Below are 23,528 nucleotides of genomic sequence, written 5' to 3'. Positions count from 1 at the left end.
TTTGCCATCCATCAGCAACGGAAAATCGGATACGGCGCCATCGTCATCTGTTAATGAACCGCCACCATCAAGCCGCCTAGTTGCATGTTTATGTTACAAAATATCATCAAACTTGGACACCGCTTTCTTTTCCACAGAAATGATACCGTCTAAAAGCGACGACGGGATGTTTTGGTAAAATATTTTCAGCTCGTGCTGTGCACGGGTAACAAGCACATATAATAATCTTGCATGCAGTTCATCTTTTGGGAAGCTCTCCGCGTTGACGTTGACTAAAATAACGGCATCAAATTCCATGCCTTTGCTGTGATAAGATGTAAGGACAGAAATCGATTGGGAGCTTACGTTTTCGTCAAGGTTGACGTACACGACATCGCTTTTGTATTCCTGTTTTAAATATTGCGCCAACTTCATCGCTTTTTGCTCGTCTTTATGTATAATGGCGATTCGCTTATAACGTTGTTTCCACTCATGGATGGTTGAAACGATTTGGTCAAGCAGCTCTTGTCCCGATCTTACCTCGACGAATTGAACAGCAGCACCGTTGCGGTTAAACGGTGTAATCGGACGGTATGACGGCCCATACTGATTTTGGAGGATCGTATTGGCTACTTCCATAATCTGTTTAGTCGACCGATAACTTGTCTCCAGCGTCAATAGCATGTCTTCATCCGATTTTAACAAGTTGTTCATTACATTTTCCCAATTGTCCTGTCCGTACCCGACATAAATCGATTGGTCCTTATCACCAAGTATCGTCATCGTTTTTGTAAGTTTCTGCAGGACAGCAAAATGCATATAGCTGAAATCTTGGGCTTCATCTACCACAATGTGCGCATAGGAAACTGGCTTCTCATGAAGCAACAAATAAATATACAGCAATGGCGGCAAATCAAAATAAGTAATCTGTTCTAGATGATAATCGCGAAATAAAAGCGGAATTTCTTCATCCAGCTCATGCGAAAACGCGGTTAACAATTCATATGACAGCGCTCGTTGGTAAATGGAGAGTATACTTGGAAACTCCATCTTTTTCTTCCACTGTGAAAAACCTTCTCTCCACTGTTTCTCTAATTGTTGAACTTTATAGTCATATACCGATTTTATTTTTTTCGTCACATCCTTGTATTCTTCTTTTGTCAATCCTCCGTTGGCTAAAAACGTATGTATAATCGATTCGTACTGTTCGGTCAAATGGGCGACTTTCGTTTTCATGACGTGCTCAAAGTGATTGCGGACATGTTGGAAAAAACGTTCCATTTGTTTGGAAAATGATAAATAACTGTATCCGTTCCATATTTCCTGCAATTGTTCCCGGCTTAGTCGTTCATCGAAAATCGCAATCGCTTGCATTTGTTCTATATATTGCCGTTTCATTTCTTCAACAAAATGATCGAGCAGTTGCGCCAACCCTGATGAACCTTTAAATTGGATTCGCTTCTTCTCTTCGGATTCATTGGTAAATAAAACGTTTTCAAAATACCAATTAATAGAAACATTTACTTCTTTTTTGAGAACCGGTTGTAAAATCTGTAATGCCAGCTGTTGAAACGTCATCTGCTGAATGCCTTCCAGATCAAGCTCCGGAAGCAATCCTTGGAATGAACTAATAAACAGCTTTGAAGGTCCTAAAATTAGTACATGTTCCGGTGAAATATGTTTGTTATTAAACAATAAAAATGATAAGCGATGCAGGGCAATGGATGACTTTCCAGATCCCGCCACTCCTTGTATGATGACATTTCGGTTTATCGGCTGCCGAATGGCCGCATCCTGCTCCTTTTGAATTGTGGCAATAATTTCTTTCATGTATCCAGTCGTCTCATTTTGTTGTAATATCTCTTTTAAAAATTCATCAATAATCGCTATGTCCTCTTCGCCATCTTCCGTAAACGTGGCGTTTACGTCTTTGCTTGGCGACGCGACCTTCTGAATAATGCTTTTAATTTTTCCGTTTTTGATGGAAAATTCCCGCTTTCGTTCCACCCTTATAGTTATTGTTTCTTCCAGTGGATATTTCTTGCCTTTGATCGTTAGTTTTTGTATATAGTTTTCCGGTGTGAAATTATAGTAAATAGACGCAATCGGTCGCCGCCAGTCGACAACAATTTGATTGTTATCTTGATCAATAATTTCTTGTTTACCAAAATATAATGTTTCTCTTTCACCGTCTTCCCCTTCGTAAATAACATCCAATCTTCCAAAAAACGGCTCTTCTATTGCCTTTTTCAATTGTTCTCGATTGCTTTTTCCATATTGAGTTTTGCGTCTCGTTGTACTTTTTGTGTCAGACAACTCATATATTTGGTAAGTCGCATTTTCAAGTCTTTGGATCGTTTCATCTAGTTTTTGTTGCTCCGAGCGTAATACATCGTTTTTCATTTGCCAAACTTCCCCCGAGTGCTATTGATCATTTTTTACTTTTTATTATATCTGACTTTTCCGACAAAATCAGGTCTAAAGAAATTGGCTTCCCTTCATCGCGTACTAGCGACGGGGAAGCCGGTTTTTGCGATAACGTTATCGGTAACCGCTGATTCTCCCTCTCGTGTCTTTCGTTGTTGAGATGTGATATTTTGAAGTTTCCCCTTGAAGAGCTGTGAATTGATTGAAAGAAAAACAGGATTTTTCTTTTTATGATCTTCGTCTCCTTGGCACTCTTGTTGGTTTTGCTGGTTCATATGCTTTTAGCCCTTCGTCGCCGGTAAGAATTTCGACTTCCCATCCATTCACTCTTGCGTAGTATTCAGCGACTGTTTTAATCGTTGCATCCCCAATCGATAAACGCTCAGACGCTTGCTTTGGCCATTCGGAAATGAGTTTATGCAATTCATCGTCTGTCCATAACTCCGCTTGCTCGGAAAATTGCGCCCAAGGGGACTCTTTATCTAACGCTTTTTGTATAATGTGAACGAGCCTTTTCGCACATTCATATCGTTCTTTTGCTGCTTGGGCGATATGGTTGCCTGTTTCAATGATCGTTGCTAGCGGAAGGACAAACGTTGCCCCACGTTTCTCTTCTTCCGTCAAAAGCTCGTTTACACGCCTGTAGTCCCAAATGTTCCCTTGCGCGCCGCATGTTTCTTTGCCGGGAACTTGCAACCAGCAACATAAAATCGACGTATCAATGACAAGGATTTTTCGCTTCACCGCTCCTCACTTCCTTGACGAGACAGCGTTTCTTCGATTTCCCCTTCTGCCACTAGCTTGCCGATCGATCCGCCTGCAAGAAGCTTCGGCAACGATTGAATATCTTCTAATGGTGTCAATTCACTTGCCCCGTCCTCCATCGAACGATGAGCAACAATGATAAACGGAATCATTTCCGGTCCCAACTCATCAAGTAACGCCGGATTATGTGTTGTCATCAAAATATCAATTTGCCGATCGGTGCCAATTTCATTTAACATATCAATTAAAATTCCCGCACGGGAAGGGTGTAGGCCATTATCAATTTCTTCGATCACAATAAGACTTCCTTTCGGACGGGTCAATAATGCCGTCAAAATTCCGATAAAACGTAGCGTGCCATCCGACATGCCGCGCGCATCGACAATCAACTTTTTGTCGCTTCCCGGCCATTGCTCTTCACAGTACAACATCGCATCTGTTTTAAAACGGCCGACCGGCTCCGCCCAAACTCGCTGGACATCTCCTTCCGGAAGGCGGGAGACGTATTTCGAAAGCAATTTTTCCATTTGTTTCTTTTCTTCTTTCGGCAATGCCGCCAGCACTCCTGCTACATTAGAGGCATTGCTCGCAAGGCGGTTGGAAAACGGTTTATAATCACGCATCAAAGCAGGAGCGGGATCTAATATAAAAACATTTTCCAATGTATGCACAACAAGTTGTATAGCTTCATCCACTTCAGGATGTGTTTCTTGGTTTTTTAATTGGCTAATAACCGATACAGAACGTTTGAACGGTTTCTTTTTTGGGCGTCTTCCATTATAAACTGAAGCAGCAACCGTCGGGCTGTCTTCCTCTGCTGTAGCAGTGAACAATTTTGTCCGTTTGTTCATTTTTCTATCTATTTTCACTAATGACTCTGAAACAAGTTCCACATCGGATTTTGTACTCACTTCAATGCTATAATGATAGTCTGTTTCTTCATCGCCTTCGATAACCACTTCTAATATAAAAGAAGAATGTGGATGCTTAGCAGCCCATTCAACACCACCGCGTATCGCTTGAATGTTCGCTTCTAAAAGAAGAGCAGAATCTCCCGATAAAATCGTCTGTAGCTCTTTTCCTTGTACCACTCGGCTCAAAAAAGCAATACCGTCTAACGCGTTCGATTTTCCGCTTGCGTTCGTTCCAATTAAAACCGTTAACGGATCAATGTATAATGTTGCATTAGAAAAACTTTTCCAATTTTTATAATGAACTTCTTTCAACATTCGATCACTTCCTAATCAAACTTCCATTTGTCAAATAGGTAATCCGGAAAAATCATTGTCTAATAAAAAACTCTTATAATTAGGATACATACAACCTAATTACAAGAAGGTCATATTGAAAATTATACCATCTTTTAAGCATTTTTAAAAGAGATAGATTCGCTTCGATTGAATCAAGGCTTTGTGGGAGATTTTTTGCGCACAAAAGGGATTTTTTGTATTTTCCAATTATAGAGTCGTTTCTATAAGTGTTTTCTAATACTCTCTCTCATCCTGCATTCGGTGGCATTATGTCCATTTTTTAAATTCCCCTTAATGATTGGAACGCTGCGTATAGAAGATGATCGGATGACCGTTGTAAATAAGCGATGTTATTCCGCGCCACATCCACTACTTGAGTTTTTACCTTCTTTACTAAAAAACAAAAAAAGACAGAAACCTGAATAGCTTCTGTCTCAATATAAACTTATTATAAACTAAGCGTCCGTAGCATAAACGCATCGACGTCATTTTCCGGACCGACAAACTCAATATCCGTGCCAATTGCTTCAAAGTGCTTGCGGGCAAACCACTTTTGAATCAATTGTTCGCTGTCGAAATCGACGGAATAGACCGTTTTATATTTGATTTTGTCCCATAGATTGAATACAGACATATTTAATTTCACTTTTTGCTTTTTGGTTGCGTCTTTGATCGGCAATGCTTGCAAGTGGCGTTTTATTTCTTTGACGATCGCCGGAAGCCATGGCTGAAACTCCGAACTTAAGCGTAAGTCATCGTTTTCTATCGCTTCCTTCAATTGTGAGGTGACCATGCTATGCTTGTCGATATAACCGTTTTGTTTTAATTCTTCATATAATTTCACCGATAAGTCATAACCCATTTGCACAGGCTCTTCTGTCTTCTCGTCGACATAAACGAGTTTGACGAATATATGTTTTTCGATTTTACCGAATTTCACGCCTGTTTCTTCTTCGATTTCTTTTTGCAGCGTCGCGACAAATTCTTCGTACGATTCATTCGCCATGACCGTTAACGTGTTGATATGATAATCTTGCACACGCTCCCCGTTTTGGTTGACAGCCAGACGCAAGCCGCGCCCGATTTCCTGCCGTCTCGATACATACGTGCCAGCGGAATCTTTCAACGTACAAATTGCGTCAGGAGGTGGCAATGGAATTTTACACAATAATTTGGATTTGACCCTTCAGCGATTCCCGGACGCTATACTTTCCTGTTTTTCAAACAGATGGCTATTTTTTCTTCGGAAACATAATGAAGAATATCTTGCAAAGAATATCGGTATGGATTTAATTCATATACAATCGGACCTTTAAAATTCATTTGCTGCAGCGTTTCCAGCACGCCATTCACCGCGCTGTTTTTGCCATCTGGCAGCAAGTGCAAATCGGACGCGCCATCGTTATCCGAATAATGAACTGCCGCTAACAAGCCGCCCAGTTTCGCGATGACATCCTCTATATTTTCCTTCATCACCAATAGGTGACCTACATCTAAACAAGCTTTTACATTTGCTTCATCTAACAACGATTTCCACTCCGAAAAATGTGACGCGATATGATGAGAATAATTCAAGCGATCGGCGATAAGATTTTCCAATAGGAGTTCTACCCCAAGTTCTGCCGCAATTGCCGCCATTGCCGTTAACCGTTTCTTCACCTTTTCTATGGCTTCATCTCTTTCTTCGGAAGCCCAAGCATATCCGCCGTGTAGCGTTGCATGAACTCCCTCGTATTCCCGCAGTTTTTTCATCCACTCTATCAGCACTTTTTCCGTATGGTTCCATACTGTGATGTCGGGAGTGGCAAAATTCAAATCGTGAAAAGGCAGGTGCATTCCGATTTCCAATCCGCATTGCCTAGCGTATTCTAAATATACAAGTGCTCTTTTATGCTCGCACCAAATTTCGACGCCCGCGAATCCAGCTTCTTTTATTTTTTGAAAATGCGCCAGTTCGGCGTTTGGTCCAATTGACCATGTGCTGATCCATCTTTTCACAAAATCACCCCATTAAAGTTTGGTTGGAAAGTGAGGAAGCAAACTCATTATTTAACTCTTCTAATTTTCTTCCTTTCGTTTCCGGCGCGAGCCAAAGCGAAATAAGCAGACCTAACAAGCCGATAGCCGCAAAAAACCATAAAGCCGCTCTGTTTCCCCACGCCGCAACTAAATTAGGGAAAACGAGGATTCCTAAAATCGAACCGACGCGGCTGACGGAAGTCGCCAATCCGGACGCGCTGGCGCGAATGCCAGTTGGAAACAGCTCTGTTGGATAAACAAAATTGAGAATGCCTCCGCCCATCAATGACATACATCGCTTTACGGCCGTATTTATCCGTGAGGTTGCCAAACCACATCGCTCCGATAAAGGAGCCGATCACAGCGGAAGAAGTAAGCAATCCTTGCATGACAGGCGTTATTTCCCATTGATTCAAAATAAGCGACATTGCGACGGCAATAATAGTTAAATCATAGCCATCGAGAAACGTCCCTCCCGCCGACAACAGCGTGACTTTTCTTTGAAACTTCTTTAACTTCGGCGAGTCCAAATATTCAAAGCTCATTTTTATTACCTCCATTTCGTTTAAAATGAAAGTGCGGAAAAAACTGCTTTTCCCTCCTTTACGATCCATACATATGTTATCTATCGCCATCATAAAATCTGTTTGTGAATGTTATCTTTCATCGATATGAATTTTTTGTGAAAATATTCTAAAAACTGGTAAAAAAAAGAAACTGGCTTTCCTTTCCTGCGTTTCAGCGATAGCAATAAGGAAGCCAGTCTTTTTATGACAAGCAATATGAAAAAAGCTAAATAGATGTCCCCTCTCTCCGCTTATTCCACTCATCCAAAAATGCAGGAAGCCGGCTTTGGTGCGGAACGATGGCGCGCTTGTAGTAGGTTTCCCATTCTTTTGGCTGCTTAAGAATATTTATGTAAACATGGCGGATTTCTTTTATATATTCCACCGCATGACGGTGCGCATTTATTTCTTAGTAAATTAAGCCATTGAGACCGTGAAATTTCAAATTGTACCATGTTTCAAGTTCTATTAAAAAGAATTAGATCCCTCCCCCGCTCTTTTCCTGTTTTCTATATAACACTTAAATAACGGCAAGATGCACAAAGCCAAGTTCTGATTATTGTGTAAGATCCGTTCACAGTCCAACGAATTTAAGCCCTTGGGAACAATAACTGCTTTTTGCCGTTTCTTTTTATGCAAATTCCCGCACTTCATCACTGCACAAAAACGTTTGCCATGATAATCCCCTTGACATCTAACGATCAACAACCTGGACAGATACATCAACCCCAATCACTCCAACAATTTGTTTATGATGGAAAATCGGAGACGAAATCGTGATGCAAGGGCGTTTTGTCAAAGCGGAAGTATAAATATTGGAAACATACGTCCGGCCTTTGCTCGCTTCGATAAACCATGGGCGCGCTTTAGCATTCACAAGGCCCGCAGGGGGATTAGAGTAAACAAACGTCCCATCTAAGTTGTTGGACCATATTGCTTCAACATGCGGATGGGATTGTAAAAATTCATCGAGAAATTTTTTATGTTGATATTGATTCATTTCATATAGCGGGCGGGACTGAAGAAGATGGAAAAGCGCTTTTTTTGTATTGTCAATCACTGTTTCATCAATGTGAATGGCAATGCCGGCTTCATCTTTAATCAGGCTTTGCAATTCATTGGACGTTTTTTCTAAAGCATCGTTGATGGACAGGATTTGCTCCACGTTTTGGTGCTGATGGTCCATATCCACCGCAACTTTATAGGCATGTTCCTTATTTTCCAGCGCCATGTCAGAAATTGCCTCCAATAAAGCCGCGATTTTCTGGACGCTGTCTGTTTGTGCGTCCACCGCTTGCGCCGAATCGGACACCATCATAGCGATGCCACTCAACTTCTCTTTAAACGAATCCAAAATGGCAAGGACGTTTATCATTTCCTTTGAACCGTTTTCGATTTGTTCCGTTTCTTTCTTTACCATGCCTGTTGTCGAGGCAATTTCTTTTTGAATGACGGATAAAATTTCTCTTGTTTGTTCAACAGCTTGGGACGTTTGGCCCGCCAACTTCCCCACTTCATGCGCCACAACCGCGAATCCTTTTCCATGTTCTCCCGCCCTTGCCGCTTCAATGCTGGCGTTTAATGCAAGAATGCTTGTTCTTCGTGAAATTGCATCGATCGTGGAAAGAATTTGGTTGATTTGCTGCGAGCGGTTCACCAAACTGTCCATTTGCTGCAGCAAAACGCGACGGCTTTCGCGCAACTGATCCATTTCGTCTTGCAATTTTTTTAACGCCTTCCACGATTGAACCACTTCTTCATAAAACAATTGGCTGCTCGAATGAATTTCTTGCGAAGCCGCAGAAATTTTTAAGGCAGACGATTCGATCATTCTCATTTTTTCCGATACTTCCAGCGTGTTCTTTACCGTTTCTTCGAGCTGGTTCATCAGTTCCATCGTGCTCTGTTTGCTTGATTCGGATGTTTGGTTTAAAGAAACCGCCGCCAATTTCATTTGTTCAATGATTCCCTTCAATTGATCGGCCGCAACTTCGATTTGTCCCGCAGCATCGCGATCATTCCGCGGAGGAGTGTGATTTATATTTTTACCTTTTTCCTTTTTTAATAAATGCTTTAATACAAACATAGAAAATATCACCTTTTCATGTAATATTTTATTACAAGATTATAACATATTATGGCATGTAAGAACACTTTTTTCAGCCGCGCACGATAATGAAATCATGAAAATGACAAAAGGAACCTCCAGTCCATCTTGATGATCATCAAAGGCTAATATCCACAAAATGCGGAAACATTTTATTTTCCCGAATTCAAATTTACATGTTGGAATTTTGCATAATCATTTACACCTAAATTCAGCACTTCTCAGCATCTTGTTAAGCTGTCTCGATGTTTCAGCAAAAGAACGAATTTTGTTTTCCTGGAACCCCAAGTTTACTGACCGAAATTTACTTAGAATGTTGTCGACTACATTCGCAACTATGCTGTCGCAAAACGCGAAAAAAGGGAAACCGTTTTGGCTTCCCCTTTTCTCCGGTTTATATTCAGTTTTTATAAGCACAATATGGGCGCAGTTTGACGCCGATGAGGCTCCCAAGAAAAGCGAAAACGAACCAAACCCAGCCATGGGCGCTGAAGGAAACAATGCCGCTGAAGTAAGCGCCGATATTGCAGCCGAACGCAAGGCGGGCGCCGTAGCCCATCAACAAACCGCCGATAAGGGCTCCGATCGTCATGCGCGACGGGCGTCTCCATTGAATCGGTTTGGCGTACCGTCCCGCAAACGCCGCGGCAAGCAGCGCGCCAAACATTAAGCTGATATCCATCACCGTGGTCGTATCTTGGTATAACGGGCTTTTCAGCGCATTTAATTTCGCCGGATCTCGCCAATATGACCATTGTGTCGGATCAACACCGAACAATTGAACGAACTTCGCCCCCCAAAGAGCGAACGCGGAAGTAATGCCCCACGGTTTGCCGCTAACGATTAATACTAAAACGTTCATGATTGCAAGCAAGATCGCGCCAACAAGAAGAGACCATGGGCCTTTATAAATCGCTTTCCAGCCGTTTTTATTTTCGATTTTCGTGGAAACTAGCTTACCGTGGCGGCGCTTTTCGATGACGGTCACGACGTAATAAACGAGCGCCAATAGCGCCAGTTGAAGGAGAAAGCCGCCGACAGCGCCAAGCTGGTGGATAAGCGAAATCGGCGCTAAATGCGGCGTGTTCATCCAAAAATCAAAATGGGTCGTTGCGATCACCGAGCCGGCGATAAACCCGATTAAGGTAACGATGCCGTTCGTATCGCCGCCGCCGATATGGTAAAGCGTGCCGGACGCGCAGCCATCGCCAAGCTGCATTCCGATCCCGAAAATAAACGCGCCGACGATGACAGAAATGCCGACATCATACACATAGCCCGCAACCGCGTGACCGAATATCGACCCTTTCAACAGCAGCGGCATGAAGAAAATGCTCGCCACTAGCATCATGATCATTTGCGCGCGAATCCCTTCCCCTTGGCGGTACAAAATAAATTTCCGCCAAGCGGACGTAAAACCGAAATGCGCTTGATACAACACAAAGCCTCCGAATGCTCCTAGCACGTACAGCAGCGCTTGCTGCCAAGAAACGCGGCTATATAAAAACAACGCGCCCCCGACCAATACAACTAACGCAACAGCGATAATAAACGAAGTCGGATTTTTCGGGGAATTCGTTTCTTGTTTGACTTGTACAATCGTTTGTTTTTTTACAATAGTATCCAATTTATCTTCCTCCTTTCTTCTTTTGACGCATTTAATAGTATAACAAATTCGATGGATTTTCTAGGTTTTTGCTTATGTTTTGCCAGTTTCGAAAATTCATAGCACTTACGCGGTGCTACTAACGCGATGCTGCTAAAAAGAAAGAGAGAAAAAGGCCAAGGACTAACGGCCCGTTTCTTTTGCGCAAAGTCTGAAAGTCCGTCATGTGAGAAAAGAAGGGATAAGCATTTCGCTTTCCATTCCGCGTATTTTCTTTTACAATATAATTGACTTACAGAGAATGGAAAGGGATGCAGCAATGAGAGTTCTTGAAACATATATCGTCGCAGGATTGACGGGTTTGCTGTTTTATCATCTCCATTCCCCCATCCCATGGATGCTTGGAGCGATTACAGGAATGCTCCTCTGGAAAACGGTCGTCAAGCGAAAGGTAGCGGCGCCCAAAGCGTTATCCAACAGCGGGCTTATCGTATTAGGGACGTATTTCGGACTGTCCTTTACAAAAGAAACGTTGGCGACGATCGCCCCGTATATTGTTCCATTTCTTGCTGTAGCCGTTTTATTAATTGCCATTAATATTTTGAATAGCATCGCAGTGACGAAATGGACGCACATCGATAAAGTGACGAGCGTGTTTGCCTCGGTTCCCGGCGGACTGTCGGAAATGGTTGCCGCAAGCGAGTCGTTAAACGCCAATACCGCTTTAGTGACGATTTTCCAAACGATTCGTTTATTAACGGTCGTTTTTCTCGTGCCATCGCTCGTCGTTTATTGGTTAAACGGCAATGCAGCGGCAAGCAGTGCAACCGCTCAGGCAGCAGCGGCTTCTTCCGATGGCCATTACGCTTGGTTTTTGTTAAGCATTTTTGGAGCGCTTCTGTTGCGGAACGTCATTCCGGCGGCATACGTCGTCGGACCGCTCGCCGTAACAGCGGCAATGCATGTATTCGGAGTAAACTTGCCGTCACTGCCTGCATGGTTGATCATTTTGGCGCAAATCAGCGTCGGAATGAACATGGGAAACCGTATTACATTAGAAGATATTAAGCTTGGCGGAAAATTCGGCTGGGTGTATTTCCTGCTCGCCCTAGTGTTGATTGCCCTTTCGTTTGGCTGCGGCTATTTGTTTGCGAAATTAACGAATCTCCCGCTGGCAACCGCGCTATTAAGCCTTGCGCCAGGAGGGCTTGTGGAAATGGTATTAACGGCACAAACAGTCGGGGGAGATCCGGCAATTGTCAGCTCCTTGCAATTTGTGCGGTTTCTTCTCGTCATTATTGTCGTGCCGAACGTTTTGAAATGGGTATTCCGTAAATTCCCATCCATGGCAGAAACGTCGTGAAAAAACCGCTCTGTTTCCGTTGTAAACAGAGCGGTTTTATTCAGCTTCATCTGTCTTCTAGCCCAAACGTGATTGTCTTGCGCCGCTTCGCCCCCACAGCACTGCTTCTTTCGGCCCGCCCACTCTCAGCCCACGCCGATGCGAACCGTTTTCGTTTTTCTCATTTTGCCGGTTGATAAAATTCGATCCACTCGCCATCAGGACCAAGGAAAAACAAATATTTTGCGCCATTTGGCAGTGTCGTAATATCTTCCCATACAAGCGGAACGCCGAGTGATTGAAGCCGCTCTTTTTCTTGTTCAATTCCTTCTACCGTAAACGCGACGTGGTGCACCTTTCCTTCTGTCGGCAAATCCGGGTTGTATCCTTCGATTAATTCGACAATGACAGAACCGTTTAATCCTAAAAACGCCAGTTTCATTGAACCGTTTGTATGTGTCATTTCATGGAGCAATTCCAAACCGATGACATCTTGATAAAATTTTTTCGATGTTTCGATGTTTTTGACTTGAATGCCAACATGCTCGAATTTTTTTACAGCCATTATTATCTCTCCTTTTTTATTATTTTTAAGATTGAGAAAATACTGCCCGCAAATATGGAGTCATATGTATGATCGAAATTCCTTTTTCCTCCAATTCGCAGAAAATGTAGCGGTCAAGCGCATAAGGAGCAGCGGCTTTCCATTCTTCGACTTCGGCAAGCGTCAGAAGCAAATAAAAATCTTTTCCTTGCGTATGGCCATATAGATGAAAAAAATTTGCATAACAATCAAAATGAAGCACTGTCTTTTTGTCAAATTGCAACAGCTGCTTTCTTACGCAGCGGGCGACATGGGAAGCGAACAATTGTGCTTTTAAATGCGCCGCCATATAACTGCGAATCGAGTCATTTTCGCGCACCCGACGTTCCCACCTCCTTCTGGACATAAAAACCCCTTTCGCCTGAATGATGCGAAAGGGGTCAGCCGTTCTTATCATCCAAAGCGAAACCGCTTTGCGGGTTGGAGCACCTTGCGAAATTGCAGGTTGCTGTGGAGTCATCGAGCCCGATCTCTCGTCCACTCTTGATAAGACTATATGTAGTTTGTTTTTATCTTATCATGGTAGTTTTGTGATGACAATCATTTTTTGTTTTCTACCATAGAAAAGAGAGAGCAAAAAGCGCTCTCCCTCCTTCTTAACTGATGATTGCGCCGCTTCCGGCTTTTCCGATTCCAAATGAATGGATCAACATCAGCTGAATAGTTTTTCACGCGGTTATTGGTTTGTCTGCCGCTTCCTGATTATTAATTGCCTTTTGCCATCGCCTGGCACAGCTTTTTGTTTTGGAATTTCCGATTATCCTCCATCACGTTTTCTTGCTTTTCTGCGTCCCAATCGCCGAGTTTAAAGCCTATGTTGCTATATAAGCCAACAAATTGAAAACTTTTCGTCTCTTTCAAGCTGGCATATGTGATCTGCCTGAAATCGGCAATCTCCATTTCCCTTTTTGCTAATGATCTATTCTAAAATGAGTTTGCCGGCAATTCCCTCCTTTACTTGTGATTTCTATTTTATGCATTTTTAGATTTCAATATTTTATTGATTATTTAGCACATAGTTTTATTTTATATTAACCGAATTTTCAGTGTTGAATCATTTCAAAAATGCGGCATGGCGCTAAAGAATATGTGCCATTATTCTATTTTTTCGATAAAAATAGCATGATTCGACATTTTATAAAAGCGGCAATGGAGATAAGCCGGCAGCCCCGTTTGAGGTAACCAGCAAACTTTTGCACACACTTTCACCGCTTTCTTTTCACATAATTTTAAACAGAAAAAGCATCCAATAAAAAAGAGGCTCGCTTTTGCAAGAAGAGCCTCTTTTTCGCGTTTTACTTAAACGCCATTGCGGCTTTTACTGCTTTTTTCCACCCGTCATATAGCTTTTCCTGTTTTTCTTTTTCCATTTTCGGTTCAAATTGACGTTCCAATTGCCATTGCGAAGCGATTTCTTTCCGGTCTTTCCAATAGCCGACAGCAAGGCCGGCTAAATATGCCGCGCCAAGCGCCGTCGTTTCATTGATGACCGGGCGTTCTACCGGAACACCGAGCATATCGCTTTGGAATTGCATTAAAAAATTGTTTTTCACCGCACCGCCGTCGACGCGTAACGTTTTTAGCGCGATGCCAGCATCGGCTTCCATCGCGGTTAATACATCTTTCGTTTGGTAAGCAAGCGATTCCAATGTTGCGCGAATGAAATGTTCTTTTGTCGTTCCGCGTGTCAGGCCAAATACGGCGCCGCGCACATCGCTGTCCCAATACGGGGTTCCGAGGCCGACAAACGCCGGCACGACATAAACGCCATCGGTAGAATCGACTTTTTCTGCATACGTTTCGCTATCTGCCGCCTGCTTAATCATGCGCAGCCCGTCGCGAAGCCATTGAATCGCCGAGCCAGCGACAAAAATGCTTCCTTCTAACGCATATTCGACTTTCCCGTCGATCCCCCACGCGATCGTCGTCAACAGCCCGTGCTTTGACTGCACCGCTTTTTCACCTGTGTTCATCAGCATAAAGCAGCCGGTGCCGTATGTGTTTTTCGCCATTCCTTCCTCAAAGCATGCTTGCCCAAACAGCGCTGCTTGCTGGTCGCCTGCTGCTCCGGCAATTGGCACTTCGACTCCAAAAAAGTGATGTGGTATCGTTTTGGCATACACTTCCGAAGACGGACGCACTTCTGGAAGCATCGATTTAGGAATGCCTAAAATCGTTAAAATTTCCTCATCCCACTGCAATGTATGAATGTTAAACATAAGCGTCCGTGAAGCGTTTGAATAATCCGTCACATGCGCGCGCCCTCCTGAAAGCTTCCAAATCAGCCATGTGTCGATCGTGCCGAACAATAAATCTCCTTTTTCCGCTTTCTCGCGCGCTCCGTCCACGTTGTCCAAAATCCATTTTACTTTTGTCCCGGAAAAATAAGGGTCAATTAATAAACCGGTTTTCTGGCGGAACAAGTCATCATATCCTTGTTGCTTCAGCCATCCACAAATATCGGCCGTTTGCCGCGATTGCCAAACGATTGCGTTATAAACCGGAAGTCCCGTATGTTTGTCCCATACGACCGTCGTTTCCCGCTGGTTGGTTATGCCGATCGCCGCTACTTGTTCCGGCTTGATCGATGTCTCTGACAAGACAGTGGCAATGACCGCTAAAACCGATCCCCAAATTTCATTCGCATTATGCTCGACCCATCCCGGTTTTGGAAAATATTGCTTGAATTCTCGCTGCGCAATATGAACGATCTCTCCTTTTTGATTGAACAAAATCGCGCGCGAACTTGTTGTTCCTTGGTCAAGTGATAAAATGTATTGTTCCATCACAATTCCTCCCCCTAATTACATTAAAGCATTTTTCGGTTTATGATAATTTGATGTTTTCCCTTGCCAAATAAACGCAAGCGTAAGCACCGCCACAATGGCAATAAGCACATACCAAAAAGCAGATGTCATTTTTCCGAGAAAAACAGCTTTATAAAATAAACCGCCAAACGAACCACCAAGCATCGGCCCGACAACCGGGACCCACGCGTAAGACCAATTAGACGATCCTTTTCCCGGTATCGGGAGCAGAAAATGAACGATACGCGGCCCTAAATCGCGCGCAGGGTTGATGGCATATCCCGTCGTTCCGCCGAGGGAAAGACCAATGGCGACAATAAGAAACCCGACGATGAACGGATTTAACCCGTCGGCAAATTGATTGGCACCGATTGCTAAAACACCGAGCACTAATACAAATGTGCCGATCATCTCACTGATTAAGTTCGCAAAATAGTTAGGCACAGCTGGACTTGTCACAAACACGCCAAGTTTTGCACTAGGGTCATCTGTTTCTTGCCAATGCGGCAAATAATGGATATACACAACAACTGCGCCGATCATCGCGCCAAGCATTTGCGCAACAATGTATTTTGGCACATCGGCCCATGGAAAATCACCGTTAAACGCTAAAGCAAGCGTCAACGCTGGGTTCAAGTGGGCTCCGCTAAAGGAACCAACCGCGTATGCCGCTACCGCTACGGCCAGCCCCCATCCCATGGTAATCACGATCCATCCCGAGTGTTGCGCAAACGATTTTTTTAAGTTGACACCCGCGCAAACTCCGCCGCCAAAAATAATCAGCAATGCGGTGCCGACAACTTCAGCCGCAAACGACGTCATCCTCTTTCTCCTCCTTGTCATTCACTTTTGTTACCGCGTGGTTTTGCCCCTCCGGAGGAAAACGGCATCCTTTGTTTCGTGCCGGAAAAGACAAAAACCCACACAATCTTCCCTTAGCACTAAAGGGAATCATGTGTGGGTCTCCAGCATCTCCGCCACCATTATTAACTTGATTATAGGATAAACAAAAATGTAAGCGTTGTCAATAAGATTTTCCCTTATTTTTGTTTCGGCAAAATTTGAATATAGTCAAAGTCTAACGTATCAACCGCATCTTCAATATCCAAACGGGTTATAAACCGGTACGAAACGCCGGGCTGCGAAGGCGGAAGGGAATCTGGTACCCGGTACGTAAACGGTATTTCCTTTTTTTGCCCCGCCTCGATCGAAAATGTTCCCGCAATCGGAATCGTCGCAATGACCGTATCGACTTCTTTCCGGTCACGCAACGTTTTTTGGACAAATTCCACATCCAGTTTTTCAATTTTTTGTTCCACTGTGCCACCGCAAATATGAAGCATCCCTTCGATATATTCCCCCGGTTGAAATGCGGTTTTATTTAAAATCAAATCGACATACGCCGATCCGACTCCGAGTCTTGACATCATTTTGCGCAACAACATACGATACACCTCTTACCTTTTGAACTTTTTATTCCGCCATCATATAGTACGATGCGAAAAGAAAGTTTGTTTCATTAATTTGCCATAAAAATAAACAGACTTATGCCTTATTTTCGGCAAAAGTCTGCTTCACCGCACCACTATTATTATAGTGCGTCAATGCCGTTCACACAGTCAAGTTACATAGCATTTTTTCCTGTTTGTCAGCTATCATTCATAAACATTTTCATTTTCAATAATGTAATCAATGCGAATGATTGGAATATCGTGTTTTTCGACTTCTGCCACAATCAAACCGACACGGTCATTATAAATGCAAAACGTTTCTTGCCCTTTTTTAAACGCCGTTTCACCGTAAGAAAGAACCATGTTGTAAATTTTGTTATCATAAAAATACCGCCGGCTCACCCTATTTCCTAAACGAACGATCACCTCTTTGCCCGCGATTTTTCCGCGGTACATCACACCCATCCCCCTTTGCGTTCCTACTATGCAATGTATGGCTTATTTCTTCCGTATATTCTTACTTTTTTGCTTTCCATGAAACCATTTGGTCATTCTTCTGCAACATTTGTAATTTTTTTCTGAATTTCATCGTCTTTTTCTTGACGATGCCCCTTACATTAGTGTATAGTAAAGTCATCATATAACAGAATATATTTCAGGCATTCAGCGTGTTCGTCCACCTTAGATTGCTGTGAAGTATATTCCGTTATTTGATAAAAAATCTTTCAGTTAGCCTAAAGGCTAAAGGTATTAGGAGGAATTCAGTATTATGCAACGCGGTAAAGTAAAATGGTTTAACAATGAGAAAGGTTATGGTTTTATTGAAGTGGAAGGCGGTTCTGACGTATTCGTTCACTTCACAGCGATCCAAGGTGAAGGGTTCAAAACTTTAGAAGAAGGTCAAGAAGTTTCGTTTGAAATCGTGCAAGGAAACCGTGGACCTCAAGCTGCTAACGTTGTAAAATTATAAAGCGTTCGTTGATATAAACGAAAAGAACGTAAGCGGAACAAAAAAGCCGGCATATTGCCGGCTTTTTGCTTTTTATGTGCATATTTCCTGGCATCCGACAGACACTATTCGCTAGGAGGTGTTTGCCGAATGGAACGCGATATTCATTCCGGTTATAACGATCTTAAACAAGTCGAAATGTTTGTCAAAGCAGCAGAAAAAATGGTAGGTCAGGCGACGATGGGCTTGGACAAAGACATGCTCGAAGGCGCCAAGCAAGCAGTCGCCAACGCGCATGCCCAGCTTTCCCGTGCCCGCCGGCAAGCAACCGGCGCCGATGAAGAATTTTTATCGCATTATGAGCAGAAACTTGCCAGCGTCGAACACCAATTAAATGAAGCGTTGCGCTGAACAACGCGTTAAAAAAGGGGCTTCCTTTCTTTTGCGAAGTCCCTTTTCCGCTATTTTGTCGAACGGGAAGTCGTCGCCAGCAACATAGCTCCGTACTGCCGCATTTTCTCCCCAACCGTGCAGTGGTTAATGCAAAAAGATTGCGCGTACGTTTTGCCGTATTCTTTTCGAAACGTGCTCTTTAAAAAGCAGCCCTCACAATACGTTTGATGCAACTCATTCAGTTTGTCTAATATTTCTTTTCGTTTGTTTGCTTTTTTCTCTCTCATTTTATGCCTACCCTTTCTCCGTAAGTTCCATCATGCTAGTAATTGTTTGGCCTTCCAGCGCTTGGCGGGCAAGCTGGTCAGCCTCTTTATTTTGTTTGCGTGAAATCGGCTCATAAATGGGCTGGATTCCCAATTCACTGATTTTTTCTTCAATGCAGTCCAACCATGCGTGATAGTCATCCTCGAAACACGGCCAATCCCCGGATAGCTGCTTCAGGACAACATGCGAATCGCCGCGGAAAATGACCGGCAAATGATGGACGCCGAGTTCCTCAAGCGTTTGCATTAAAAACCAGAACGCGGCGTATTCCGCTTCATTATTTGATTTTAACGCCTCAAGCTGGCGGTTGGCGCGAAGCCGATATTGCCCGTTGTTTTGTTTATAGTAAATCACTACTCCGACTCCGGCCTGCAATGTGCCGCGATCAAAACCGCCATCAAAATAAGCGATGACATCATGTGGTTCTGTTTCCATTTCTTTTAATAGCTTGCTTAATTCTTTTTTTGACCACGTGACATCATTGCCATCAATAAAACACAGTTCTTTGACGCGGCCTGTTTTTTCAAAATCCTCGGCCAAGCGGAGCGCCTCATCAACAGGCACAAAATCGGAAGTAAGCACTACTTCGCGTTTTTTCGGCGTAATATATGTCCACTGAATCCTGACGTCCAAGCATCGTCACCCTTCCACAATCAATCCGCGCACAATCTGTACGTTTATTTTTTTATTATACAATATAGTGAAAAAAACATGTGAAGCAATGACTTTTGATTAATAAAAAAGATGTTAAAAGAAACCAGCAAAAAGTGATTTCGTTGTCTGATGATCTAAGTACTAGGCTGCGATTGGACTTGATTTTTTACCTTATTCCTTTATTATCTATTATTATGCAGATTTTCCTGCTGTATCAATGTTTTTTGTACGTGTTTCCGCCGCTCATTTTGGCAAAAAAGATGTTCTTGTTCGGCAATGATGGCATAGTGCCGTCCATTGCATGGTGAATCAAAAGAAGCAAACGGGGGGATTGGCTTGAAAAAACGATGGGTAGCTGACGCCAGCCTTCTTGCCGTCACGTTCGTCTGGGGGGCAACATTCGTCGTTGTGCAAAACGCGATCGCTTTTCTTGAGCCGCTTTCATTTAATGCGATTCGTTTTAGTCTTGCGGGATTGTTTTTATTAGGATGGCTGGTTATTTTCCACCGCTCCCTTTTTCACCACTATACATTGCCGCTTATCCGCTCCGGCATATGGATGGGGCTTTGGCTGTTTGGCGGCTATGCGCTGCAAACAGTCGGCTTGCTGTTTACGACTTCGTCAAAAGCAGGATTTATTACTGGGCTCAGCGTTGTGCTTGTGCCGTTATTTTCTTTTCTTTTTCTCAAGCAAAAGCCATCGGTCAATGCAGTCATCGGTGCGGTGATGGCAGCAGCCGGCCTCTATTTTTTAATGGGCGGCGACGGCAAGTGGACATTTAATCGCGGAGATGTATTTGTCTTTTTTGGCGCAATTTCGTTTGCGATGCACATTATTGCGACGGGAAAATATTCGGTGCACTATTCGCCCATGTTATTAACAATGACGCAAATTTTCACCGTGGCGGTGCTGTGTACGATTATCGCGTTTCTTTTGGAAGATGAAACACAAATATGGAATGCGGCGGTTTTACAAAAGCGGGAAGTATGGACAGCGCTTCTCATTACGTCATTGCTTGCGACAACGGCGGCGTTTCTCGTTCAAACCAACTTTCAAAAATATACGACGGCTACTCGCGTCGCCCTTATTTTTGCGATGGAACCAGTATTTGCGGCGCTTACCGCGTACATATGGGCAGGAGAACGGCTAACGGCTTCTGCGATCATCGGCTGCATCGGCATTTTGTGCGGAATGATTTTCGCGGAACTTCCCATTGCGTTCATAACGGAAAAACGGTGGCGCGCGAAACGGCGCATAACCCATTAAATCATTGTTTTGGTGTCTTTTTATATTTTGCGCAATAACGGAAATACTATATTCGGAGGTGAGCGCGATGGCGAAGAATGGCAGCAAAAATCGCGGGACAAAAGCCCCTGGCGTCAATCCACAAGGATTCGGCCAAGATGCGTCATTCACTCCAGATCCGAAAAGCGAGCTAGAAAACGCGGCAAAAAAAGCGAATACAAAATAACAATAAAGCAGGCCCTTGCTTCTCAAGAGCCTGCTTCGTTATGTTCTATGTTCCAATTATTTTTTCGCTTTTGCAAGTTTCTCACGCAACACCATCGGCAAAATTCCACCATGGCGATAGTAGTCGATTTCGACTTCGCTGTCGAAGCGGACGATGACTTCAAATTCTTTTTTCTCGCCTGTATCTGGATTTGTCGCTGTCACTTTGACAAGGTCGCGCGGTTTGACGTTTTCGTCAATATGCACTTCAAACACTTCCTTGCCGGTTAAGCCAAGCGTTTCTGCGTTTTCCCCTTCTTTAAATTGCAATGGCAGCACGCCCATGAGCACCAAGTTGGAGCGATGGATGCGCTCAAAGCTTTCCGCGATGACCGTCTTGATGCCAAGCAAGAACGTTCCTTTTGCCGCCCAGTCGCGGGAGCTTCCCATTCCGTAGTCTTTGCCGGCAATAACGACAAGCCCTGTGCCGTCTTGTTTGTATTTCATGCACGCATCGTAGATCGTTGTAACTTCTCCCGTCGGCCAGTAAGTCGTATAGCCGCCTTCTGTGCCAGGAGCGATTTGGTTGCGGATGCGGATGTTCGCAAACGTACCGCGCATCATCACTTCATGGTTGCCGCGGCGGGACCCGTAAGAGTTGAAGTCTTTCGGCTCGACGCCTTTCGAGATGAGATATTGGCCAGCTGGCGTATTTTTGCCGATCGCTCCGGCTGGAGAAATATGGTCAGTTGTGACAGAATCGCCGAATTTGCCAATGACGCGCAAACCTTTAAGCGGTTCGACTTTGCGCACGTCTGGCGACAATCCTTCAAAGAACGGCGGATTTTGGATGTATGTCGAGTTTTCATCCCATTGATAAAGCGGTTCATCCGTCGTTTCGATCGCATTCCAGCGCGGGTTGCCGTCGAACACGCGCTCATATTCTTTGCGGAACAATTCTGGGTCAACCGCTTGTTTGACGACTTGTTTGACTTCTTCCATCGATGGCCAAATATCGCGGAAGTATACGTCATTTCCGTCTTTATCTTTGCCAATCGGATCGTTTAACAAGTCAATGTCGACCGTGCCTGCTAACGCATATGCGACGACAAGCGGAGGTGACGCCAAGTAGTTGCCTTTTACTAACGGATGGATCCGGCCTTCGAAGTTGCGGTTTCCGGAAAGCACGCTTGTCACAAGCAAGTCGTTTTCGGCAATCGCTTTTTCCAATTCTGGCGCAAGCGGGCCGGAGTTACCGATACATGTTGTACAGCCGTAACCAACGATATTAAAGCCGAGCTTTTCGAGATATGGAAGTAATCCGGAATCCCGCAAATAACCTGTTACGACTTTCGAACCCGGCGCAAGCGATGTTTTAACATATTTCGGAACTTGCAATCCTTTTTCTACCGCTTTCTTCGCCAATAAGCCAGCTGCGATCAATACATACGGATTCGAAGTGTTTGTACAGCTTGTGATCGCGGCAATGACAACGGCGCCTGTTTTCATTTTGACGTCTTCGCCGTTTAACGTGACGGTGATTTCTTTATTAAGATCCGCTTCCGTTAAGCCGAAGCCTTGATTTCCTTGCGGTGCTTTTACCGCTTCACGGAACGATTGTTTCATTTGCGAAAGCGGAATTAAGTCTTGCGGGCGTTTCGGTCCCGACAAGTTCGTTTCAATTTCGGACAAGTTAATTTCGACTACATCTGTAAATACAGGCTCTGGCGCATCTGGCGTATAGAACAGACCGTTTGCTTTGCAATATGCTTCAACCACTTGCACATGATGCTCATCACGGCCAGTTAAGCGCAAATAGTCAAGCGCTTCCGCATCTACTGGGAAGAAGCCGCATGTCGCACCGTATTCCGGCGCCATGTTCGCAATCGTCGCGCGGTCCGCAAGCGGCAATGTCGCCACACCCGGTCCGAAGAACTCGACGAATTTGCCGACAACGCCTTTTTTGCGAAGCACTTGGGTTACTTTTAAAGCAAGGTCCGTCGCCGTTGTGCCATTTGGCAGTTTTCCGGTTAAACGAACACCGACTACTTCCGGCACTGGGAAGTAGGAAGGTTGTCCAAGCATGCCAGCTTCCGCTTCAATTCCGCCGACTCCCCATCCAAGAACGCCAAGGCCGTTAATCATTGTCGTATGGGAGTCCGTGCCAACTAGAGTATCAGGAAATGCTTCATATTCGCCGTTTTCTCCTTCAACTGTATGAACGACGTTAGCGAGATACTCCAAGTTGACTTGGTGGACAATCCCGGTTGCTGGCGGAACAGCGCGATAGTTGTTAAATGCTTTCTGCGCCCATTTTAAAAATTTGTAGCGCTCCGCGTTGCGCGCAAACTCTAAGTTCATGTTATACTCCAGTGCGTCATCCGTTCCGGCTCTATCCACTTGCACAGAGTGGTCGATAACGAGGTCAACCGGAATTTCCGGGTTGATTTCATATGGATCTCCGCCCATATCCGCCATCGCTTTACGCATCGACGCCAAGTCAACGACGGCTGGTACGCCGGTAAAGTCTTGTAAAATGACGCGCGATGGCTTAAACGGAACGTCGATGTCTTTCATCTCCGGCGTTCCCCATTTGGCAAGGTTTTCGACATGCTCTTTTGTGATGACACGTCCGTCTACTTGCCGAAGTACTGATTCTAACAAGATTTTAATCGAATACGGTAAACGGGAGATGTTGCCGATCCCCGCTTCTTCAAGCGCTTGCAAACGGTAATAGTTATATTTTTTACCGTTTACTTCAAATGAAGAGCGGGCGTTGAAAACGTCTTGTTTTGCCATATGTATTACCCCCTCATTACTTACTATACTATTT

General features: G+C 44.1%; 21 protein-coding genes, 3 pseudogenes and 1 riboswitch. Of the genes and pseudogenes, 5 read left to right on the top strand and 19 right to left on the bottom strand.

From position 1 onward, the window contains the following. Positions 1-93: 93 nt before the first annotated feature. The 9 genes and pseudogenes from AOT13_RS09950 to AOT13_RS09915 form a co-directional block, all read right to left on the bottom strand. Entirely contained in the window at positions 94-2,382 is a 2,289-nt protein-coding gene (locus AOT13_RS09950) for a HelD family protein (RefSeq protein ID WP_042383186.1), read from the bottom strand. Positions 2,383-2,634: 252 nt separating this feature from the next. Next, the gene (locus tag AOT13_RS09945) at positions 2,635-3,150 is read right to left on the bottom strand and encodes a hypothetical protein (protein ID WP_042383188.1); all 516 of its coding nucleotides are present in this window, start codon (positions 3,148-3,150) and stop codon (positions 2,635-2,637) included. Further along, the gene (locus tag AOT13_RS09940) at positions 3,147-4,400 is read right to left on the bottom strand and encodes an AAA family ATPase (RefSeq protein ID WP_042383191.1); all 1,254 of its coding nucleotides are present in this window, start codon (positions 4,398-4,400) and stop codon (positions 3,147-3,149) included. Before AOT13_RS09940 ends, AOT13_RS09945 begins: the two co-directional genes overlap by 4 nt. 571 nt (positions 4,401-4,971) lie before the next feature. Beyond that, a pseudogene (locus AOT13_RS09935) lies at positions 4,972-5,556 on the bottom strand (type III restriction endonuclease subunit R); the annotation flags it as partial. Between the two features lie 68 nt (positions 5,557-5,624). Continuing rightward, positions 5,625-6,419, bottom strand: coding sequence for a sugar phosphate isomerase/epimerase family protein (locus AOT13_RS09930; protein WP_042383195.1), 795 nt, complete (start codon positions 6,417-6,419; stop codon positions 5,625-5,627). Between the two features lie 4 nt (positions 6,420-6,423). Continuing rightward, positions 6,424-6,771 (bottom strand): MFS transporter, encoded by a 348-nt coding sequence (locus tag AOT13_RS20995; RefSeq protein ID WP_232511497.1) that lies wholly within the window; start codon positions 6,769-6,771, stop codon positions 6,424-6,426. A 13-nt stretch (positions 6,772-6,784) separates the two neighbouring features. Next, a pseudogene (locus tag AOT13_RS20990) lies at positions 6,785-6,868 on the bottom strand (hypothetical protein); the annotation flags it as partial. Positions 6,869-7,700: 832 nt separating this feature from the next. After that, positions 7,701-9,092, bottom strand: coding sequence for a methyl-accepting chemotaxis protein (locus AOT13_RS09920; protein ID WP_003251428.1), 1,392 nt, complete (start codon positions 9,090-9,092; stop codon positions 7,701-7,703). Between the two features lie 421 nt (positions 9,093-9,513). Then, positions 9,514-10,740, bottom strand: coding sequence for a YeeE/YedE family protein (locus AOT13_RS09915; RefSeq protein ID WP_003251430.1), 1,227 nt, complete (start codon positions 10,738-10,740; stop codon positions 9,514-9,516). 298 nt (positions 10,741-11,038) lie between these two features. On the opposite strand from AOT13_RS09915, the gene AOT13_RS09910 reads away from it, so the two are divergent. After that, positions 11,039-12,082 carry an AbrB family transcriptional regulator gene (locus AOT13_RS09910; RefSeq protein ID WP_013401179.1) on the top strand — a complete coding sequence of 348 codons (1,044 nt, stop codon included), beginning with the start codon at positions 11,039-11,041 and terminating at the stop codon, positions 12,080-12,082. A gap of 160 nt (positions 12,083-12,242) precedes the next feature. Here the strand turns inward: AOT13_RS09910 and AOT13_RS09905 are convergent, their stop codons facing one another. From AOT13_RS09905 to AOT13_RS09875, 7 genes and pseudogenes are all read right to left on the bottom strand, one after another. Next, positions 12,243-12,626, bottom strand: coding sequence for a VOC family protein (locus AOT13_RS09905; protein ID WP_013401180.1), 384 nt, complete (start codon positions 12,624-12,626; stop codon positions 12,243-12,245). 25 nt (positions 12,627-12,651) lie between these two features. Next, positions 12,652-12,984, bottom strand: coding sequence for a hypothetical protein (locus tag AOT13_RS09900; RefSeq protein WP_013401181.1), 333 nt, complete (start codon positions 12,982-12,984; stop codon positions 12,652-12,654). Between the two features lie 68 nt (positions 12,985-13,052). Continuing rightward, positions 13,053-13,158: riboswitch (SAM riboswitch) on the bottom strand. A 190-nt stretch (positions 13,159-13,348) separates the two neighbouring features. Continuing rightward, positions 13,349-13,586, bottom strand: a pseudogene (locus tag AOT13_RS09895) (oligopeptide ABC transporter substrate-binding protein); the annotation flags it as partial. Between the two features lie 374 nt (positions 13,587-13,960). Further along, entirely contained in the window at positions 13,961-15,451 is a 1,491-nt protein-coding gene (gene glpK, locus AOT13_RS09890) for a glycerol kinase GlpK (RefSeq protein WP_013401182.1), read from the bottom strand. Between the two features lie 18 nt (positions 15,452-15,469). Next, positions 15,470-16,294, bottom strand: coding sequence for an MIP/aquaporin family protein (locus tag AOT13_RS09885; RefSeq protein WP_003251441.1), 825 nt, complete (start codon positions 16,292-16,294; stop codon positions 15,470-15,472). 218 nt (positions 16,295-16,512) lie between these two features. Beyond that, positions 16,513-16,917 carry a sporulation protein gene (locus tag AOT13_RS09880; protein ID WP_003251443.1) on the bottom strand — a complete coding sequence of 135 codons (405 nt, stop codon included), beginning with the start codon at positions 16,915-16,917 and terminating at the stop codon, positions 16,513-16,515. A gap of 210 nt (positions 16,918-17,127) precedes the next feature. Then, positions 17,128-17,379: a hypothetical protein gene (locus AOT13_RS09875; protein ID WP_003251445.1), complete on the bottom strand. Its 252-nt coding sequence runs from the start codon at positions 17,377-17,379 to the stop codon at positions 17,128-17,130. A gap of 313 nt (positions 17,380-17,692) precedes the next feature. On the opposite strand from AOT13_RS09875, the gene cspD reads away from it, so the two are divergent. Both cspD and AOT13_RS09865 read left to right on the top strand, forming a co-directional pair. Further along, positions 17,693-17,893, top strand: a complete 201-nt coding sequence (gene cspD, locus AOT13_RS09870; RefSeq protein WP_003251474.1) for a cold-shock protein CspD — start codon at positions 17,693-17,695, stop codon at positions 17,891-17,893. Positions 17,894-18,022: 129 nt separating this feature from the next. Next, a complete protein-coding gene (locus AOT13_RS09865; protein ID WP_003251476.1) occupies positions 18,023-18,283 on the top strand; it encodes a DUF2564 family protein in 261 nt (86 codons plus the stop codon). Positions 18,284-18,333: 50 nt separating this feature from the next. On the opposite strand, the gene AOT13_RS09860 is transcribed toward AOT13_RS09865, so the two are convergent. Further along, a complete protein-coding gene (locus AOT13_RS09860; RefSeq protein ID WP_003251478.1) occupies positions 18,334-18,552 on the bottom strand; it encodes a zinc-finger domain-containing protein in 219 nt (72 codons plus the stop codon). A gap of 7 nt (positions 18,553-18,559) precedes the next feature. Further along, a complete protein-coding gene (locus tag AOT13_RS09855) occupies positions 18,560-19,225 on the bottom strand; it encodes a ribonuclease H family protein (RefSeq protein WP_042383218.1) in 666 nt (221 codons plus the stop codon). 357 nt (positions 19,226-19,582) lie between these two features. Between AOT13_RS09855 and AOT13_RS09845 the strand changes: the two genes are divergently transcribed. Continuing rightward, positions 19,583-20,512, top strand: coding sequence for a DMT family transporter (locus AOT13_RS09845; protein WP_013877172.1), 930 nt, complete (start codon positions 19,583-19,585; stop codon positions 20,510-20,512). 67 nt (positions 20,513-20,579) lie between these two features. Continuing rightward, complete coding sequence (gene sspL / locus AOT13_RS09840) at positions 20,580-20,717, top strand: small, acid-soluble spore protein L (protein ID WP_013401183.1); 138 nt, start codon at positions 20,580-20,582, stop codon at positions 20,715-20,717. 56 nt (positions 20,718-20,773) lie between these two features. On the opposite strand, the gene acnA is transcribed toward sspL, so the two are convergent. Then, a complete protein-coding gene (gene acnA / locus AOT13_RS09835) occupies positions 20,774-23,494 on the bottom strand; it encodes an aconitate hydratase AcnA (RefSeq protein WP_042383221.1) in 2,721 nt (906 codons plus the stop codon). Between the last annotated feature and the right edge of the window lie 34 nt (positions 23,495-23,528).

The organism is Parageobacillus thermoglucosidasius (assembly GCF_001295365.1).
In the GTDB taxonomy this organism is placed as follows: Bacteria; Bacillota; Bacilli; order Bacillales; family Anoxybacillaceae; genus Parageobacillus; species Parageobacillus thermoglucosidasius.
This window is presented reverse-complemented; position numbering and strand designations above follow the sequence as displayed.